Raw genomic sequence first — 17,211 nt, forward strand, 5'->3', positions numbered from 1 at the left:
CCCGGGGGCGTCCCGTTTTCTTATATTTTACAATATGGTCCCCGGTATGTAAAGACTAACGGGCGAAAATTCCCCTTAGCGGCGCATAATGCGCGCCGCCATCACCATCCCGACGACCGCCACCGCCGCCCCTGACAGGGCCAGGCTGACGGCCGCGACCAAATCACAGACCTTCCCGCGATAAGCCGGCAACACCAACAAGATCATCCTTTCCCGCACAGGCGTTTAATACGAAGCGCTCGATCGCGCCGGCGGCCCCGTCCTTATCACAAGCCGCGGTGACATAGTCGGCCGCCTGCAGCGCCTCTTTGGTGGCGTTGCCCATCGCCACCCCGATCCCGGCCAGACGCAGCATCCCGGCGTCGTTGTGGTTGTCCCCCAGCGCCAGCACCTCGCACGGGTCGATCTTTAAAATTTCGCACAGGGCGCGCAGCCCCTGCGCCTTGCCCGAGCCGGCGGCCGCCAGCTCGAGGTTGTTTTCCATCGAGGTGGTGACGTAAAGCCCGCCGAGCGCCTCGAGCTCCCGCCAGGCCAGCCTGCGCTGCTCCTGGCTGCTGAAGGAGAGGTATATCTTCGCCGCGGGCTGATTAAGGCGCCGCAAAAAGCCGGACAGGCCGTCCACCGGCTCGACGCAGGCGAAAATGCTCTCGAAAAAGTCATCCCGCACCCCGAAGTCGGACATGCGCTGCATCTCCTCGCGCTCGCTGTAGCTGCGCCCGTCCTCCATCGTCACCTCGGCAAAGGTGTGCCTGTTTTGCACAACCGACATGACCCGCCCGAGCAGCTGCGGAGAAATACAGTTCCCCCATAAGACCTCCCGCTCCCGGGTCATCACGGCGGCGCCGTTGGCGGTCACCAGATACTCTGCCTCGGGCAGCTGGCACAAAACCTGCGAAAGCTCACTGAAAATGCGCCCGGTGGCCGGTACGATCCGCACCCCCAGGCGCGCCGCCGCAGAGATGGCCCGCAGGGTGGCGGGCGAGATGGTATTTTGTTCGCAAAGCAGCGTCCCGTCCAGGTCCGCCGCGATCATCCTGATTGGCAAAAACAGCTCCCCTTTCTAGTCCATGAACAGATGGCGGCGCGAGTGCATGTAGACGCTGAGCACCACCCCGATCCCGAGATAGAGCGCCGCCGCCGAGGTGCCGCCCGCCGAAAAGAAGGGCAGCGTCACCCCGATGACCGGCAGCATGCTCAGGCACATGCCGATGTTGAGAATCGACTGGAAGGCGATCATCGCAAAAATGCCGATGCAGATATACCGTCCCAGGTCGTCCTGCGCCAGGTGGCTGGTCCAGAGGATGCGCGAGCAGATCCCCAGCAGCAGAAGGATGACGATCAGGCAGCCGACAAAGCCCATCGCCTCGCCCAAAAAGGCGAAGATGAAGTCGTTGCGCATAGCGGGCACGTACCGGTGCTCGCCGCCAAAAAGCCCGGTGCCCAGCAGCTGCCCCGAGCCGATCGAGAGCAGGCCGTGCCACTGCTGGTAGCCGATCCCCGACGGGTCGAGGTTCCCGGTCACAATCATTTCGATCCGCTGGCGCTGGTCCTCGTTCATCACATAGATCCAGACCAGCGGCGCCGCCGCCGCGAGCGCCGCCGCCGCCCCGAGCAGGTAGCGCCAGCTCAGCCCCGCGACAAAGATCATGGATAAAAAGATAAAGGCGAAAACCATCGCGGTACCGTCGTCCCCCTGCAGATGGACCAGCAGCACCGGCAGCGCGGCGTGCGCGCCGAGCAGCAGGACGTTGCGCAGGGAATTTATCTCCTCCTTGACCACGCTCAGATGAAACGCAAAGGTGATGACGAAGGAAATCTTGAGCACCTCCGCGGGCTGGAAGGACAGCCCCAGCGGCAAGGAAATCCAGGCCTTGTCGTCCGCCTCGCCCACCGTGATGCCGATGAAAAAGGTCAGGACAACAAGCGCCACGCACAGCGGCGCGTGGATTTTCCAAAGCTTTGCCATGGTGTGGTAGTCGAGCTTCGAGAGCAGCATGGCCACGCACACCCCAGCCCCCGAGGCGGCCAGCTGTACCAGCGCGGTCTTGTAGGGCAGCCCCGAGGTGTCCACATAGCCCGAACGGGCCATCGCCGCCAGGGCCGCCACGCTGATCCCCGACGCCGCCAGGCAGAAGACGATCAGGACAATATCGGTATGCCGCAGATAGTCCGCGGTGAAGTGCAATAACTTTTTCATTCGGCCCCTTTCCCGAAAACATAGGATCGACATCGCTGTGTATCATCGGCCATCGCCGCAGGCGGACCGCAAAAATGTAATAATAGCCGCTCTGTGGCTATTATACCATGAGCGTAAAACGCGAATGGGATAATCGGCCATCGCCGCAGGCGGGCCATAAAAATGTAATAATAGCCGCTCTGTGGCTATTATACCATGAGCGTAAAACGCGAATGGGATAATCGGCCATCGCCGTAGGCGGGCCGCAAAAATGTAATAATAGCCGCTCTGTGGCTATTATAGCCTGTCCAACCGGCTTATTCAAGTCAAAGCGCGGCGAGAAAAGGAATATTCAAAAAATGTTTATTTCCCTTTAACCCCTCTGTAAAGGGCTCCACCCCGATTTGCCGTTTCAGGATAAAAACCGGCCGGGGCCCGCAGTTTATGCGGGCCCCGGCCGGCTGGTATCAAAGCGCAGACAATGGGAAGGCTAAGCTTATTCCTGGTGGCCCGGGATCTCCCCGTGGCGCCTCTCGTCCTGCAATTTCGCGTTGGTTTTGTCCTTGGAGAGCGGGATGTCGTATATTTCAGCGTAGGAATCGATCTGCGCCTCGTCGGTCGGGGCGCTGGGGATCAGTCCGGTGCACTCGGTCGAGGACATCACGGTGAAGCTTTCGTCGAAAAGCTCGTCGTCATCCTGCGCATCGTAGGGGCGGGTACCGCGCGGTTTATCCATAAAAATTGCTCCTTTCTTTTTTGATTAGTGTTCCACGCGGCGCAGCGATCATCCGAACAAGGAGCAGACAAAATTTTTGAAATTTGTTATAATGATGGCAAAAGGGGGCGGTGACATTGTCAAAGGTGGTACTGATCACCGGCGCATCCCGCGGGATCGGGCTGGCCTGCGCGCGGGTCTTCGGCGCGGCGGGATACCGCGTGGCGATCAATTATAACCAGAGCGCGGCGCGCGCCGAGGCGCTGGCGCGCGAGCTGATCGCGGGCGGGTGCGATGCGATCGCGGTGCAGGCGGACGTGTCCGAGCGCGCGCAGGTCGAGCGGCTGGTGCGGCAGATAAACCTCGATTTCGGCCGGGTGGACGTGCTGGTCAACAACGCCGGGATCGCGCAGCAGAAGCTCTTTTGCAGCATATCGCCCGCCGAGTGGCGTCGGATGTTCGCCGTCACCGTGGACGGGGCCTATCACTGCTGCCAGTGCGTGCTGCCCGGCATGATCGCGCGTCAGCAGGGGAAGATCATCAACGTTTCCTCGATCTGGGGAATCGCTGGGGCTTCCTGCGAGGTGCACTATTCGGCGGCCAAGGCGGCGCTCATCGGGATGACCAAGGCGCTGGCCAAGGAGCTGGGGCCGAGCGGGATCACCGTCAACTGCGTCGCGCCCGGAGTGGTGGATACCGAAATGAACCAGGGCCTTGACGAATACACCCGCACCGCGCTGCGCGAGGAGACGCCGCTCGGGGTGATCGGCTCCCCGCAGGACATCGCGAGCGCCGTGCTCTTTCTGGCGAGCGAGGGGGCGGACTTCATCACCGGACAGGTGCTCAGCCCGAACGGAGGGTTTGTGATTTAAAGGGAAGATCAGATAATCAGCATGAAAACGGAGCGATTTGCGCAAAGGGCGGGAGAACCCCTCTTGGGGTTCTCCCCTCAAACCGTCCACTGGACGGTTTGATTCCCCTTTCTTACGTTTTATGAGGGCTTCTCGCCCTCAAACTTCTCGCCAAGGGGGCGTCGCCATTGCGCCGTTCGCTCCCTTAGGAACCCGATTCATTGCCGGGATTCTGCGTGCATTCTTTGAGCAACAGAGTTTTTCGACAAAATAAGGCGCGCTGTGGGAACACCACAGCGCGCCTTAAATATCCAAGAAAAAATTATTTGGTCCCGTAGATGCGGTCCCCCGCGTCGCCGAGGCCCGGGACGATATACTTGCTCTCGTTGAGCCGCTCGTCGAGCGCGGCGATGTAGACCGGCACGTCGGGATGGGCGGCCGTCAGGGCCTCAAGCCCCTCGGGGGCCGCGATGATGCACATAAATTTGATCGACTTTACCCCCCGCTTCTTGACCTGCGAAATCGCGTCGATCGCGCTGCCGCCGGTGGCGAGCATGGGGTCGATCACGATCACGTCCCGCTCGCTGATGTCGCTGGGCAGCTTGCAGTAATACTCCACCGGCAGGTGGGTATCCGGGTCGCGGTAGAGCCCGATATGTCCCACCTTGGCGGCGGGCAGGAGCTTAAGTACCCCGTCGAGCATCCCCATCCCGGCGCGCAGGATGGGCACGAAAGCCAGCTTGCGCCCCGAAATCACCTTGGTCTTGGCCAGGGCGATGGGGGTTTCGATCTCCACCTCCTTGAGCGGAAGGTCGCGGGTGGCCTCGAAGCACATCAGCATGGTCACCTCGGTGATCAGCTCACGGAACTCCTTCGAGCCGGTGTTCTTGTCGCGCATGAGTGAAATCTTGTGCTGGATCAGCGGATGATCCAGGATGACTGGCTGAATGCCCATATCGTTTTCCTCCGTTATTTTAATGTTCGTTTCGCTCCTCGATCGCCGCGATCTTGTCGAGCCGGCGCTGGTGCCGCCCGCCCTCAAAGGCGGTATTTAAAAACAGGTCCACGATCTCGCAGGCGAGCCCGCCCGCGATCACCCGCCCGCCCATGCAAAGGACGTTCGCGTCGTTGTGCAGCCGGGTGTACTTGGCGCTGTAGCAGTCCGAGCAGAGCGCCGCGCGAATCCCCTTCACCTTGTTCGCCGCGATCGAGATGCCGATCCCGGTGCCGCAGATCAGGATGCCGCGCTCACATTCGCCGGCATTGATGGCACCGGTCACCGCCTCGGCGATGTCCGGGTAGTCGCAGCTCTTCCCCTCATAGGTTCCAAAATCCTTGTAGGCCACACCCTGTTCGTCGAGATGGGCCCTGATCTCTTCCTTGAGCGCATAGCCGCCGTGGTCCGCTCCGATGGCTATCATGAATTCGCCTCCTTCTTTTCCTTTTCCAGCAGCTCCCGTTCCGCCTGCGACAGGCGCAGGTAGCTCGGGACGAGCGCGCCGGCCGAATCCCATTCGCCGAGCGCAAGCGCGGCATAGCCGACCGAGGACGCGCGCTGCAGCCTCAGGTGTTCGGGCGAGAGCGCAAGGCCCTCGGTGGTTTCCTGTAAACTATTATAACACAACATGGCCCCGTCTCCAACCAAAAAGAGAGGAGGCTCGACATTTTTTAGCTCCTGCCTTAGCTCCCCGATCGGCCCGGCCCGGTCCTCGCAGAGCCTGCGCACCGCACCGTCCTTTAGCGCGAAGAGTGCATAGTAGACCTGGCCCCGCCGCGCGTCGAGCACCGTGCAGGCGGTGCCGCGCATCCCGCGCAGGTTATAAGCCAGGGAGAGCAGGGTGCTCACCCCGCAAAGCGGCACGTGGAGCCCCGCCGCGAGCGACTTTGCCGCCGCGAGCCCGATGCGCAGCCCCGTGAAGGAGCCGGGCCCCTTCGAGACCGCGACATGGGTGATCTCCTCCGTTTTGGTGCCGGTGGTGTCGAGCAGCTGGCGCACCATCGGCAGCAGGGTCTGCGAATGGGTCAGCCCGCAGTCGGCATAGTATTCCCCCAGCAGGCGTCCGTCCTCGGCCAGGGCGCAGGAGGCCGCCTTGGAGGAAGCGTCGAGTGAAAGCAGCTTCAAAACCGCCCGTCCCCCTTTATGGTGATCACCCGCTCGTCCTCCTCTGCGCCGGGGGCGATCTCCACCGTGATGTGGGGAAAGTCCAGCGCAAAGTCGATGTTTTCGCTCCACTCGATGGCGAGCAGGGCGCGCGGGTCGCTAAGATAATCGTAAAAGCCGGTGGAATAGAGGTCGTCCTCCCCCTCGATCCGGTACATGTCGAAGTGGTAGAGGGTGAGGCGTTCGCCCCGGTACTCGTGCACCAGGGCGAAGGTGGGGCTGCTGACCGCCGACTTGATCCCGAGCCCCGCTGCCAGTCCCCGGGTGAAGCAGGTCTTCCCGGCGCCGAGCGTGCCGCGGTAGGCGATCACGTCCCCCGCGCGCAGGTGCTGCGCCACCGTGGCGGCGAGCGTCTCGGTCTCCTGCGGGGAGTGGGTGTGATAGGTTGTCATGCCGCCGCCCCTTTAAAACAGTCCGGAGATGATGCCGTCACCATCCACGTCGATGTGCTCGGCGGCGGGGACTTTAGGCAGCCCCGGCATGGTCATGATGTCCCCGGTGTAGACCACGATGAAGCCGGCCCCCGCGCTCAGGCGCACGTCCTTGACCGAGAGCTCGAACCCCTGCGGGCGGCCCAGTTTCTTCGGGTCGTCCGAGAGGGAATATTGGGTCTTGGCCACGCAGACCGGCAGCTCCGCCTTGCCCAGCGCCTCGATCCCGGCGATGGCCTTTTGCGCGGCGGGGGAATAGACGACGCCCGCGGCGCCGTAGATCTCTCTCGCGATGGTCTCGACCTTCTCTTTGATGGGCGCCTTCTCATCGTAAAGGAGCTTAAAGCATCCCGGCTCTTCGCAGGCCTCGACGACGGCGTTGGCGAGCGCCACGCCGCCCTCGCCCCCGCGCTCGAACACCTCCGAGAGGGCGAAGCGCGCCCCGCGACGGCGGCAGTATTCGGCCAGCAGCTCGAGCTCCCCGGCCGTGTCGGTGGGGAACTTGTTGATGGCGACGATCACCGGCACGCCGTACTTCTGCATGTTTTCGATGTGCGCCTCGAGGTTGCAGAGCCCCGCTCGCAGCGCCTCCCCATTCGGCTCGCCGACCCGGGCCTTCTCCACCCCACCGTTATACTTGAGCGCGCGCAGGGTCGCCACCAGCACGATGGCGCTCGGGGCGATCCCGGCGTAGCGGCACTTGATGTCGAGGAATTTCTCGGCCCCGAGGTCCGAGCCGAAGCCCGCCTCGGTGATGGTGTAGTCGGCGAGCTTGAGCGCGAGCTTGGTCGCGCGCACCGAGTTGCAGCCGTGGGCGATGTTGGCGAACGGACCGCCATGCACGATGGCGGGGGTGTTTTCCAGCGTCTGCACGAGGTTGGGCTTGAGCGCGTCGCGCAGGAGCGCCGCCATCGCGCCCTCGGCGCGCAGGTCGCGCGCGTAAACGGGGGAGTTGTCATATTTGTAGGCGACGAGGATGTCGCCCAGACGGCGTTTCAGGTCGGTGATGTCGCTCGCCAGGCACAAAATCGCCATCACCTCGCTGGCGACGGTGATCTGGAAGCCATCCTCGCGGGGGACGCCGTTCATCTTTCCGCCCAGTCCCACGATGGTCGAGCGCAGCGCGCGGTCGTTCATATCCAGGCAGCGCTTAAAGAGGATCCTGCGCGGGTCGATCCCGAGCGCATTTCCCTGCTGCAGATGGTTGTCCAGCATGGCGCAAAGCAGGTTGTTGGCGCTGGTGATGGCGTGCATATCCCCGGTGAAGTGCAGGTTGATGTCCTCCATCGGCACCACCTGGGCATACCCGCCGCCGGCGGCGCCGCCCTTGATCCCGAACACCGGGCCGAGCGAGGGCTCGCGCAGGGCGATGACCGCCTTCTTGCCGATTTTCTGCATGGCCTGCCCGAGCCCCACGGTGGTGGTGGTCTTCCCCTCGCCCGCCGGGGTGGGGTTGATGGCGGTGACCAGCACCAGCTTGCCGTCGGGCCGGTCCCTTAGCCGCGCCATCAGCGCGTCCGAGAGCTTGGCCTTGTATTTGCCGTAGCACTCGAGCTCGTCCTCGCCGATCCCGAGTTTTTCGGCTACCTTAGAAATGGGCAGCATGGAAGCTCCCTGTGCGATTTCAATGTCCGATAACATGATGAACGCCCCCTGTAATTGATATTGGTATCATTATAGCACAATTTTTTGGGCCCGCTATTCCTCCTGCCGGGTGTGAAAGAGGATGTCGTAGTGCACCGTCCGGTAGAAGAGCCTGCGCACCTGCTGCGGGTCGCCCGTCTGCCCGAGCACCCACATCAGCTTGGTAACGGTGGATTCGAGCGTCATGTCGTAGGTTTCGAGCAGGTCGTAGCGCTCCTTTAAGAGATGCCCCACCTCATAGACCGAAAGATCGCTCCCCTCCTGCGGCACCTGGGTCGCCATCACCACCGTCTTGCCCGCCGCGATCAGCCTGTCCAGCGCCTCGAGATACTGCGCGGGTATCCCGCCCACGCCGTAGCTTTCCAAAATCAGCCCGTCGCACAGCTCCCCCACCGCCGAGAACGCCTCGGGCGGCAGGCCGGGGATCAGCTTGAGCAGGAAAACCCGGGTGTTGAGCCGGTGGTAAAAACGCGGCTCCTCGGGCTGCGCCGCCGGGATGTAGCGCACGATGTGCCCGTCGCGGATGGTGGCGAGGTCGGGGAAATTGATGGATGAAAAGGCATTATAGCTCTTCGAGCGGGTCTTGCGCGCGCGGGTGCCAACGATGACGTGCCCGTTGAAGCAGAGATAGACCCCCTGCAGGTCCGAGCAGGCGCAGCGCAGGCTGTCGAGGAGGTTGGTCTTGGCGTCGGTGATCTCCTCGTCGATCGGGAGCTGCGCGCCGGTGAGGATGACCGGCTTCTGGCAGCGCTGCAAAAGATAGGACAGGGCCGCCGACGTGTAGGCGAGGGTATCGGTGCCGTGGCAGATGACGAACCCGTCGTAGGCGGCGTAATGCTGCTCGACGAGCGAGGCGAGCAGCAGCCAGTGTTCTGGGCGGATGTTTGTGCTGTCAAGGCAGAGCGGCTGCAGGCAGTCCACCGAACACAGCGCGCCGAAGTCCGGCAGGAAGCGCAGCATCTCCTGTGGGCTCAGCTGCGGCGCGAGCCCATTTTGGGTCTTTTTTGAAGCGATGGTGCCGCCGGTGGCGATCAGCAGGATTTTTTTCATTCTTTTCAGCAGTCCTTTTTTCATTCTGAGCCCCATGATAGCACAAATGCCGCGCGCGCACAACCTTTGCCTGCAGGGCCCAACGCGCTGCCGCGGCCCCGGCGCCTTTTCAAAAAACAATTGATTCGGGCTGGGATTTGTAATACAATGAAATAGACCGGTCACCGGGCGGCGAGGGAGGCCAAATTATGAAAAAGAACATCCTGATGCGCACCAATTTCCTGGTCTGCCTGATTATTGTGGCGGGCTTTTTGGGGACCGCCATCCTCAGCTACCGCACCAACTACAGTGCCTCGCTCCAGAGCATCGAGCAGGTCTCCGACCTGACGAGCGAGGGGATCTATTACCAGATGACCTCCACCTTTGCCAAACCCGTCAACGTCTCGCTGACCATGGCCAACGACAGCCTGCTGCGGGACTTCCTCTCCGAGGAGGCCGGTCACCTCGACGACAGTGATTATACCGAAACCCTGCAGGGGTTTCTTTCCGGCTACCGGGATAAATATGGCTACGATTCGGTTTTCCTGGTCTCCACCGCCACCGGGCGCTACTATAATTTTAACGGCCTGGACCGGGTCCTCACTCAGGGAAACCCGGAAAACGACTGGTACTACAGCCTGTTGGAGAACGGGCTCGATTACTCGATGAACGTGGACAACGACGAGGTCGAGGGGGCGCAAAACGAGGTCACCGTCTTCGTCAACTGCCAGATCAAGGACCATGACGGCACGGTCATGGGGGTCGTGGGGGTCGGGCTGAGGATCGACAACCTGCAGGAGATGCTGCTCGATTACGAGCGGGACTACGGCGTCGGGGTCTACCTGATCGACGAGGAGGGGAGGATCGAAATTTCCTCCCGATACTCCGGCTATGAGCAGCGCAGCCTGTTCGAGCTGCGGCATTACGACGCCCGGGCGCGCCAGGAGGTGCTGGGCTGGAGGCAGGAGGAATCCCCCAACCGGTTCTGGACCTCCGACCTCGACGGGAAGCCGAGGAGCAATTATATCGTCTCCCGATTCCTGCCCGAGCTCGATTGGCACCTGGTGGTCGAGCGGGACACCGCCGCGCTGGTGGCCGACCTCAACCGCCAGATGAGGCTGACCGTGCTGATCATCTCGGTCATCGTGGCGGGAATCCTGGTGGTCATCACCCGGGTGATCCGCTCCTTTAACAGGCAGATCGTCGCCCTGGCCCAGTCGATCGAGCAGGAGCGCCGCACCATCTTCGAGCAGGCCACCGGCCAGCTGTTCGAGAACATCTACGAGCTGGACATCACCCACAACCGGGCCGCCAACGAGGAGACCGAGCGCTACTTCGAGAGCCTGGGCGCGCCGGCGGGCACCCCCTTCGACAAGGCGCTGCAGATCATCGCCCAAAAGCAGATCAAGGAGGAATACCGCGAAGGGTATATCGGGACCTTCTGCCCTCAAAATGTGATCCGCGCCTATGAGAGCGGCGAAGAGACCCTGCGCTATGAATTTATGATCACCCGGGACGGGCTCACCTACTACTGGATGCGCATCACCGCCCGTCTGGTACACCTGGACAGCGACAACTCGCTGCACATGCTGACCTACCGGCAGAACATCGAGCCGGAAAAGCAGCAGGAACAGCGCCTGCAGCTGCTGGCCCTGACCGATGAGATGACCGGCCTGCTGACCAAGTCGGCCACCCAGCGGCGGATCGAAAAACTGCTTTACGACAGGCCGGGCGAGCTGTTCGCCTTTTTCATCTTCGACATCGACAACTTCAAGCAGGCCAACGACCTCTTCGGCCACGCCTTCGGCGACGGGGTGATCAAGGAGTTCACCCAGGTGATCCGCAGCCACTTCAGGAGCGGCGACGTGCTCGGGCGGATTGGCGGGGACGAATTCGTGGCCTTCCTGTCCATCCCCGAGGAGCGCTTCGCGGCGGATAAGGTCAAGGCGCTCTCCCGCGACCTGGACCGCTCCTACGCCTGCGGCGGGAAGAGCTGGCACATCTCGGCGAGCATCGGCGTGGCCTTCGCCCCGCGCGACGGGCGCGACTTCGCGAGCCTCTATCAAAACGCCGACGCCGCGCTCTATCAGACCAAGGCGCGCGGCAAAAACGGCTTCACCCTTTATGAAAGCGCGCACTGACAGCCTTGCCGCTTGGGGCGGGCGCCATCCCGGAGGGTTTCCCGCGGGCGCCCGCCTTTTCATTATTTCCTGCAGGAGCGCTGTCGCGGCGTTACAGTTATAGAAACGGCGCAGCCGGCCTTGGGGCCGCGCCGGTCTGCCATATAGAGCCAAACGATGGAGGTAGCCATGACGATAAAAGAATGCTTCGAGAACCTCGGCGCGGACTATGACGATGTGCTGCGCCGGATGGGCACGCAGGAGAGGCTCCTGCGCTTCCTTTCCAAGTTCCCGCAGGACCCGAGCTTTTCGCTGCTCTGCGGCGCCTATGAGCGCGGGGATGCCGGGGAGGCGTTCCGGGCGGTGCATTCCCTCAAAGGGGTCAGCGTCAATCTCGGCCTTTCGTCGCTCTACGCCTCGGCCTGCGCTCTGACCGAGGAGCTGCGCGGCGGGACGATTACCCCGGCCTCGGCCCCCATGCTCGAGCATCTGCGGCAGGACTATGAGGCCACCATTGCCTGTATCCGGGAACTGGAAGCCTGAGGATACAAAAAAGGAAGAGGGCCAACATGAAAAACCTGATACTGATCGTGGACGACACCGAGATGAACCGCTCCCTGCTCGCGGACATGCTCGGCCCGGACTACGAGATCCTGGAAGCGGCCAACGGCGTGGAGGCGGTCTCCCTTCTGTCGCAGCGGCATGGGGAAATCTCCCTGGTGCTGCTGGACATCGTCATGCCGGAGATGGACGGCTTCGAGGTCCTGTCGCTGATGAACCGCAACGGCTGGATCGAGCACATCCCGGTGATCACCATCTCCTCGGAAACCGCCTCCACCTACATCGACCACGCCTATGACTTGGGGGCGAGCGATTACATCAGCCGGCCCTTCGACGAGAAGACGGTGCAGCGCCGGGTGCGCAACACCATCATGCTCTACTCCAAGCAGAAGGTGCTCGAAAGCATGGTGGCCGAGCAGATCGTGGAGAAGGAGCGCAACAATTTTTTGATGGTGGAGATCCTCTCCAACATCGTCGAATTCCGCAACGGGGAAAGCGGGCTGCATGTGCTGCACATCCGCACCCTGACCGAAATCCTGCTGCGCAATTTGCAGGAGATCAGCGGGCGCTATCCCCTTTCCGCCGCGCGCATGGCGCTGATCGTCAACGCCTCGGCCCTGCATGACATCGGCAAGATTTCGATCCCCGAGGATATTCTCAACCGCCCGGGCAGCCTGTCTCCGCAGGAGTTCGAGGTGATGAAGACCCACTCCCTCATCGGCGCGCAGATCATGGAGGACGCGCTGCAGCGCCACCACGAAGAGCTGTTGCAGATCGCCTACAACATCTGCCGCTGGCACCACGAACGGTGGGACGGTGAAGGCTATCCCGACGGGCTGATGGGGGACACCATCCCCATCGAGGCGCAGGTGGTGGCGCTCGCGGACGTGTACGACGCGCTGACCAACGTGCGCGTTTACAAGCCCGCCTACCCGCATGAGACCGCCATGAAGATGATCCTGAGCGGGGAGTGCGGCGCCTTCAACCCCCTGCTGCTGGACTGCCTGCGCAAGGTCGGGCCCTACCTGGAGGAGGAATTAAAGCTGCGCTCCCTGGGCGGGATCAACGATGCGAGCATCCAGGAGCTTTCCAGCCAGATGATCGCCAGCGGGAAAATCTCCAACCGCACCCTGACGCTGCTCGAGCAGGAGCGGATCAAGTACCAGTTCTTCGCCTCGATGTCCAACGAGATCCAGTTCGAGTACAGCTATCAGACCAGCCTGCTCTCCCTCTCGGAATGGGGCGCGCGCCAGCTCGGGCTGAGCGTGCTCATCGAGCATCCTTCCAACGACGCGCAGCTGCAGCAGGTCTTTTCCGCCCAGGATTACGCCGACCTGCGCCGCCGGCTGCAGGAGGTCACGCCGGAAAAGCCGATCGCCAGCGCCTCCTATTGCCTGCATGTCAAGGGGGAGGACCGCTGGTACAAGGCGGTCGCCCGCCCGCTCTGGGAGGGGGACGAGGCGGGGAAGATCGTGGGCGTGATCGGTAAATTCGTGGATGTGCACGAGGAGCAGCTTCGCCTCGAGCATCTCAAAAAGCTGGCCGAACAGGACTCATTAACCAAGCTGAGCAACCACTCCTCGGCCCGCAACTGGATCAACCGCGCGCTGGCACTGGACGGCAAATCCTTCGCACTGGCGCTCTTCGATTTGGACAACTTCAAACAGGCCAACGACCAGTACGGGCACATGTTCGGCGACCAGGTGCTGCAGCATGTGGCCAGGATGATTCAGAAGAGCGTGCGCAGCGGGGACATCGCCGCGCGGGTCGGCGGGGACGAATTCCTCCTGTTTTTGGAATACCAAGGGAACATTGAACCGATCGTGGAGCGGATTTTCGGTACGCTGCACGGCAAGTTCCAATCCTTCGAGGTCTCGGTCAGTATGGGGATCGCCCTCTTCCCCCAAAACGCGGGCGGATACGAGCAGCTCTTCCACGCGGCCGACCAAGCGCTGTATGCGGCCAAGAAAAACGGCAAGGACCGCTATTGCTACTATGACGACGAATCCATGCAGGAGCTGATGAGCGTGCTCTCCCCGATGGATCACTAAATATGGAGGATTATCCCCCCGCTCTACTGGGGTATTTATCCACACAAAAGCGCCCGGAAGAAAATTCCTTCCGGGCGCTTTCATTCTGTCCAGTCCAACGTTTTTTGAAAGATCTGCTCCCGATGCCCCTCAAAGGATTTCCTTTCGTCGATCCTTACAAAGCCGTATTTTTCATAAAGTCCCTTCTCACCGCTGACGAGATAGACCGTTTCAAACCCCAAGCCGCCCAGGTACCGGCAGGCGCAATCAATCATCCTTTCACTCAGCCGTCTGCCGCGATGGTTCTCCCCTACAAAAACAAAGCTGATATAGGGCGAATAGGCGACGTTTGGGATGCAGTCTTTCTTGGAGACGGTGCAATATCCCGCGATCTCGTCCTGCTGGGTAGCAACGAACACCCTCTCCCATTCTGTAAAATGGCAGTTTTCCATTTCAGCCGCCAAATACTTCCCAGCCCGCCACGAACAGCCGCGCGCATATTCCGCCGTGCGAAGCCACAACTCATCGTCCGGCTGGATACATTGAATTTCCATGTTTCGGCTTTCACCTCCGGCAACGATTTACGTTTCAATTGCAATAAAAAAACCGCTTAAACAGTTTTGTTTAAGCGGTTTTGGCGGAGAAGGAGGGATTTGAACCCTCGCGACGGTTACCCGCCCTACGCCCTTAGCAGGGGCGCCTCTTCGGCCACTTGAGTACTTCTCCATGGTCAAAGTGAAGGGAACGCGGGCACAGGGGCCCGGCTCCTCACAATGTTAAGTTTTGGTTACTGAGTGCCGCAGCGATGTGGTTCTCCGTGCCTCTTGGCGACGGCATGCGATCCATTGGAAGCAGTCAATGGAGAGGAAAGGGGAAATCGGGACCTCGAGCGGTCGGCGCCAATCGCGAGAAAATTGGCGGAGAAGGAGGGATTTGAACCCTCTTGAAAGTTACCCGCGCTTCGAATCCTTCTTCGCCACTCTTCAAAAAAGAAAGTGGCGGAGAGAGTGGGATTCGAACCCACGGCCCTTTCGGGTCACTGGTTTTCAAGACCAGCTCCTTAAACCGCTCGGACATCTCTCCATCTACGGCATGTCAGCCAAAATATAATATCACAATTTACCAGCCGTGTCAATAGAATCCATCCAGGAGTTTGTCCGCTTTTCCTCTTTGCGGCGATTGAGTTTCCCTGTAAAATGGTATATACTAGTTTTGTCAAACTATTGTTCTTTATACAACTTTGTGCGGAAAGGGATTCGGTATGCAGCAGGAATTGGAGCAGCTCAAGGGCGAGGTCGAAGGAATCGTCTATTATAACGAGGACACCGGCTTCTCCGTCCTGGATTTCGACGTCGGCGGCGAGCTCGTCTGCGTGATCGGCGAGTTTGCCGACATCAACGAGGGCGAAGGGCTGGTGCTGCACGGCTCCTTTGTGCATCACCCCACCTACGGGCTGCAGTTCAAGGCCGTCGCCTGCGAGCATCAGATGCCCTCCTCCGCCAATGCGATTTTAAAATATCTTTCCTCCGGGGCCATCCGCGGAGTGGGCCCGGTGTTGGCCAAGCGCCTGGTCGAGGCGTTCGGCGAGCGCACCCTCGCCGTCATCGAGCAGCAGCCGGAGCTTCTTCGGCAGGTCAAGGGGATTTCCCCGCAGAAGGCCGACAAGATTTACGAGGAATTCCAGCACATCCACGGACTGCGCGCGGTGATGCTCTACCTTTCAAGGTTCGGGATCTCCCCCTCGGACGCGGTCAAGATCTGGAAGCGCTGGGGCCTTTCGACCCAGGAGACCATCGGCAAGAACCCCTACGAGCTGTGCTGCGAGGAGATCGGGCTGCCCTTCCAAAAGGCCGACGAGATCGCCGGAGAGCTGGAGTTCGACGCCGAGAGCCCCGAGCGGCTGCTCGCCGGGATCGAATATGTGCTGCGGGAGAATCTGCTTTCGGGGCACACCTGCCTGCCGCGGGACAAGCTGGCCAGCGTCGCCTGCCAGGTACTTGACTGCGACGTGTCGCTCTGCGAGTGGGCGATCAGCCGCTCGATCGAGGAGGAGCGCCTGATTTCCTGCCCCTTAAACGGGCGGGAATACGTCTACCAGCCGCCCTTCTTCCTAGCCGAGCGCAACATCGCCTCCCGCCTCTCCCTCATGAAGCTCAGCGAATACGCCCCGGATATCGACTTTGACGCCGAGATCGACCAGCTCGAACGCGAACAGGGGCTCACCTTCGCCGCGCTCCAGCGCGAGGCGATCCGTTCGGCGCTCTGTCACAGCATCTCAATCCTGACCGGCGGCCCCGGCACCGGAAAAACCACCACCTTAAACGCCATCATCACCCTCTTCGAGGGGCAGCGCCAGAAGGTGGCCCTCGCGGCCCCCACCGGCCGGGCCGCCAAGCGCATGAGCGACATGACCGGGCGGGAGGCCAAGACCATCCACCGGCTGTTGGAGGTGGACCCCCAGGACATGCAGCGGAGCAAGTTCCGCCACAATGAGCGCAACACCCTCGGGTACGACGTGATCATCCTCGACGAGGTGTCGATGGTGGACACTCTGCTTTTCGACTCGCTCCTGCGGGCGATGAAGCTCTCCTGCCGCCTGGTGCTGGTCGGGGATGCCGACCAGCTGCCCAGCGTGAGCGCCGGGAACATCCTCTACGACCTGATCGCCAGCGGGCAGGTCCCGGTGGTCAAGCTGACTGAAATCTTCCGCCAGGCGCGCAGCAGCCTGATCGTGGTCAATGCCCACAAGATCGTGCTCGGCGAGGCGCCGGACCTCTCCAAAAAGGACAACGACTTCTTCTTCCTCCCCCGCCAGTCCGACGCCCTGTCGCTCCAGACGGTGGGGGAACTCATGCACACCCGGCTCCCCAAGGCCTACGGCTATTCCCCGCTGTGGGACATCCAGGTCATCGCCCCGACCCGGGTGGGGGCGCTCGGCACCGCCGCGCTCAATGCGCATTTGCAGACGCTGCTCAACCCCGCCTCACCCGATAAGCGGGAAGCCACCTTCATGGGGACCGTCTTCCGGGAGGGGGACAAGGTGATGCAGATACGCAACAACTACGACATCCCCTACACCCGGGACGACGAGAGCAAGAACACCGGCGTCTTCAACGGCGATATCGGCGTGATCGAAACCATCGACCGGGCCAGCCGCACCCTCTTCATCCGCTATGAGGACCGCCTGGCCGAGTACAGCTTCGAGCTGCTCGAACAGCTCGAGCTGGCCTATGCCATCACGGTGCACAAAAGCCAGGGCAGCGAATTCGAGGCGGTCATCCTGCCGCTGATGAACTACCGCTCCAAGATGTATTACCGCAACCTGCTCTATACCGCGGTCACCCGGGCCAAGCGCCTGCTGGTCCTGGTCGGGAGCGCCTCGGCGGTGGGGTATATGGTGGAAAATAACCTGCGCACCGTGCGCTACACCGGGCTTTGCGACTTCCTGCGCGACGGGAGCCCCGCCGGTATCGGCCTTTGATGATGGGAGGTC

Annotated in this window: 15 protein-coding genes and 2 tRNA genes; 5 read left to right on the forward strand and 12 right to left on the reverse strand. The window is 61.6% G+C overall.

Features of this window, described 5'->3' with window-relative positions; translation table 11 throughout:
• Nucleotides 1-163 precede the first annotated feature (163 nt).
• From EDD78_RS09735 to EDD78_RS09745, 3 genes are all read right to left on the reverse strand, one after another.
• On the reverse strand, nucleotides 164-1,045 hold the full coding sequence (locus tag EDD78_RS09735) for a Cof-type HAD-IIB family hydrolase (protein WP_132084806.1): 882 nt from the start codon (nucleotides 1,043-1,045) through the stop codon (nucleotides 164-166).
• 15 nt (nucleotides 1,046-1,060) lie between these two features.
• Nucleotides 1,061-2,197 carry an FtsW/RodA/SpoVE family cell cycle protein gene (locus EDD78_RS09740; RefSeq protein WP_165873181.1) on the reverse strand — a complete coding sequence of 379 codons (1,137 nt, stop codon included), beginning with the start codon at nucleotides 2,195-2,197 and terminating at the stop codon, nucleotides 1,061-1,063.
• Nucleotides 2,198-2,672: 475 nt separating this feature from the next.
• Nucleotides 2,673-2,912 (reverse strand): hypothetical protein, encoded by a 240-nt coding sequence (locus EDD78_RS09745; protein WP_079699794.1) that lies wholly within the window; start codon nucleotides 2,910-2,912, stop codon nucleotides 2,673-2,675.
• A 110-nt stretch (nucleotides 2,913-3,022) separates the two neighbouring features.
• On the opposite strand from EDD78_RS09745, the gene ymfI reads away from it, so the two are divergent.
• Nucleotides 3,023-3,763: an elongation factor P 5-aminopentanone reductase gene (ymfI, locus tag EDD78_RS09750; RefSeq protein WP_132084808.1), complete on the forward strand. Its 741-nt coding sequence runs from the start codon at nucleotides 3,023-3,025 to the stop codon at nucleotides 3,761-3,763.
• A 301-nt stretch (nucleotides 3,764-4,064) separates the two neighbouring features.
• Here the strand turns inward: ymfI and upp are convergent, their stop codons facing one another.
• From upp to EDD78_RS09780, 6 genes are read right to left on the reverse strand one after another with little or no spacing between them, the layout of a single operon-like run.
• Nucleotides 4,065-4,697 carry a uracil phosphoribosyltransferase gene (gene upp / locus EDD78_RS09755; protein WP_079699796.1) on the reverse strand — a complete coding sequence of 211 codons (633 nt, stop codon included), beginning with the start codon at nucleotides 4,695-4,697 and terminating at the stop codon, nucleotides 4,065-4,067.
• Nucleotides 4,698-4,716: 19 nt separating this feature from the next.
• Nucleotides 4,717-5,163 carry a ribose 5-phosphate isomerase B gene (gene rpiB / locus EDD78_RS09760; protein ID WP_079699797.1) on the reverse strand — a complete coding sequence of 149 codons (447 nt, stop codon included), beginning with the start codon at nucleotides 5,161-5,163 and terminating at the stop codon, nucleotides 4,717-4,719.
• A complete protein-coding gene (tsaB, locus tag EDD78_RS09765) occupies nucleotides 5,160-5,864 on the reverse strand; it encodes a tRNA (adenosine(37)-N6)-threonylcarbamoyltransferase complex dimerization subunit type 1 TsaB (RefSeq protein WP_132084809.1) in 705 nt (234 codons plus the stop codon). Before tsaB ends, rpiB begins: the two co-directional genes overlap by 4 nt.
• The gene (gene tsaE, locus EDD78_RS09770) at nucleotides 5,861-6,295 is read right to left on the reverse strand and encodes a tRNA (adenosine(37)-N6)-threonylcarbamoyltransferase complex ATPase subunit type 1 TsaE (RefSeq protein WP_132084810.1); all 435 of its coding nucleotides are present in this window, start codon (nucleotides 6,293-6,295) and stop codon (nucleotides 5,861-5,863) included. The genes tsaB and tsaE overlap by 4 nt, the downstream gene beginning before the upstream one ends.
• Before the next feature lie 12 nt (nucleotides 6,296-6,307).
• Nucleotides 6,308-7,975 (reverse strand): formate--tetrahydrofolate ligase, encoded by a 1,668-nt coding sequence (locus EDD78_RS09775; RefSeq protein WP_132084811.1) that lies wholly within the window; start codon nucleotides 7,973-7,975, stop codon nucleotides 6,308-6,310.
• 57 nt (nucleotides 7,976-8,032) lie between these two features.
• A complete protein-coding gene (locus tag EDD78_RS09780) occupies nucleotides 8,033-9,052 on the reverse strand; it encodes an asparaginase (RefSeq protein ID WP_286170837.1) in 1,020 nt (339 codons plus the stop codon).
• Between the two features lie 164 nt (nucleotides 9,053-9,216).
• Between EDD78_RS09780 and EDD78_RS09785 the strand changes: the two genes are divergently transcribed.
• From EDD78_RS09785 to EDD78_RS09795, 3 genes are all read left to right on the forward strand, one after another.
• Entirely contained in the window at nucleotides 9,217-11,148 is a 1,932-nt protein-coding gene (locus EDD78_RS09785; RefSeq protein ID WP_132084813.1) for a sensor domain-containing diguanylate cyclase, read from the forward strand.
• Between the two features lie 168 nt (nucleotides 11,149-11,316).
• A complete protein-coding gene (locus tag EDD78_RS09790; protein ID WP_159449020.1) occupies nucleotides 11,317-11,670 on the forward strand; it encodes an Hpt domain-containing protein in 354 nt (117 codons plus the stop codon).
• 26 nt (nucleotides 11,671-11,696) lie between these two features.
• On the forward strand, nucleotides 11,697-13,739 hold the full coding sequence (locus tag EDD78_RS09795) for a bifunctional diguanylate cyclase/phosphohydrolase (RefSeq protein ID WP_079699804.1): 2,043 nt from the start codon (nucleotides 11,697-11,699) through the stop codon (nucleotides 13,737-13,739).
• Between the two features lie 80 nt (nucleotides 13,740-13,819).
• On the opposite strand, the gene EDD78_RS09800 is transcribed toward EDD78_RS09795, so the two are convergent.
• The 3 genes from EDD78_RS09800 to EDD78_RS09810 form a co-directional block, all read right to left on the reverse strand.
• A complete protein-coding gene (locus tag EDD78_RS09800) occupies nucleotides 13,820-14,272 on the reverse strand; it encodes a GNAT family N-acetyltransferase (RefSeq protein ID WP_132084814.1) in 453 nt (150 codons plus the stop codon).
• A gap of 81 nt (nucleotides 14,273-14,353) precedes the next feature.
• Nucleotides 14,354-14,444 (reverse strand) — tRNA-Ser (locus EDD78_RS09805).
• 270 nt (nucleotides 14,445-14,714) lie between these two features.
• A tRNA-Ser gene (locus EDD78_RS09810) sits at nucleotides 14,715-14,801 on the reverse strand.
• Between the two features lie 178 nt (nucleotides 14,802-14,979).
• Here EDD78_RS09810 and recD2 point away from each other — a divergent pair.
• Complete coding sequence (gene recD2 / locus EDD78_RS09815; RefSeq protein ID WP_132084815.1) at nucleotides 14,980-17,199, forward strand: SF1B family DNA helicase RecD2; 2,220 nt, start codon at nucleotides 14,980-14,982, stop codon at nucleotides 17,197-17,199.
• Nucleotides 17,200-17,211 lie beyond the last annotated feature (12 nt).

Origin of the sequence: Harryflintia acetispora, assembly GCA_004340125.1 — a bacterium.
Taxonomy (GTDB): domain Bacteria; phylum Bacillota; class Clostridia; order Oscillospirales; family Ruminococcaceae; genus Harryflintia; species Harryflintia acetispora.

Coding starts and splice junctions, on each gene's coding strand:
- EDD78_RS09740 (WP_165873181.1), bottom strand. CDS start 2,197: ATGAAAAAGTTATTGCACTTCACCGCGGACTATCTGCGGCATACCGAT.
- EDD78_RS09745 (WP_079699794.1), bottom strand. CDS start 2,912: ATGGATAAACCGCGCGGTACCCGCCCCTACGATGCGCAGGATGACGAC.
- upp (WP_079699796.1), bottom strand. CDS start 4,697: ATGGGCATTCAGCCAGTCATCCTGGATCATCCGCTGATCCAGCACAAG.
- rpiB (WP_079699797.1), bottom strand. CDS start 5,163: ATGATAGCCATCGGAGCGGACCACGGCGGCTATGCGCTCAAGGAAGAG.
- tsaE (WP_132084810.1), bottom strand. CDS start 6,295: ATGACAACCTATCACACCCACTCCCCGCAGGAGACCGAGACGCTCGCC.
- EDD78_RS09775 (WP_132084811.1), bottom strand. CDS start 7,975: ATGTTATCGGACATTGAAATCGCACAGGGAGCTTCCATGCTGCCCATT.
- EDD78_RS09780 (WP_286170837.1), bottom strand. CDS start 9,052: ATGAAAAAAGGACTGCTGAAAAGAATGAAAAAAATCCTGCTGATCGCC.
- EDD78_RS09785 (WP_132084813.1), top strand. CDS start 9,217: ATGAAAAAGAACATCCTGATGCGCACCAATTTCCTGGTCTGCCTGATT.
- EDD78_RS09790 (WP_159449020.1), top strand. CDS start 11,317: ATGACGATAAAAGAATGCTTCGAGAACCTCGGCGCGGACTATGACGAT.
- EDD78_RS09795 (WP_079699804.1), top strand. CDS start 11,697: ATGAAAAACCTGATACTGATCGTGGACGACACCGAGATGAACCGCTCC.
- EDD78_RS09800 (WP_132084814.1), bottom strand. CDS start 14,272: ATGGAAATTCAATGTATCCAGCCGGACGATGAGTTGTGGCTTCGCACG.
- recD2 (WP_132084815.1), top strand. CDS start 14,980: ATGCAGCAGGAATTGGAGCAGCTCAAGGGCGAGGTCGAAGGAATCGTC.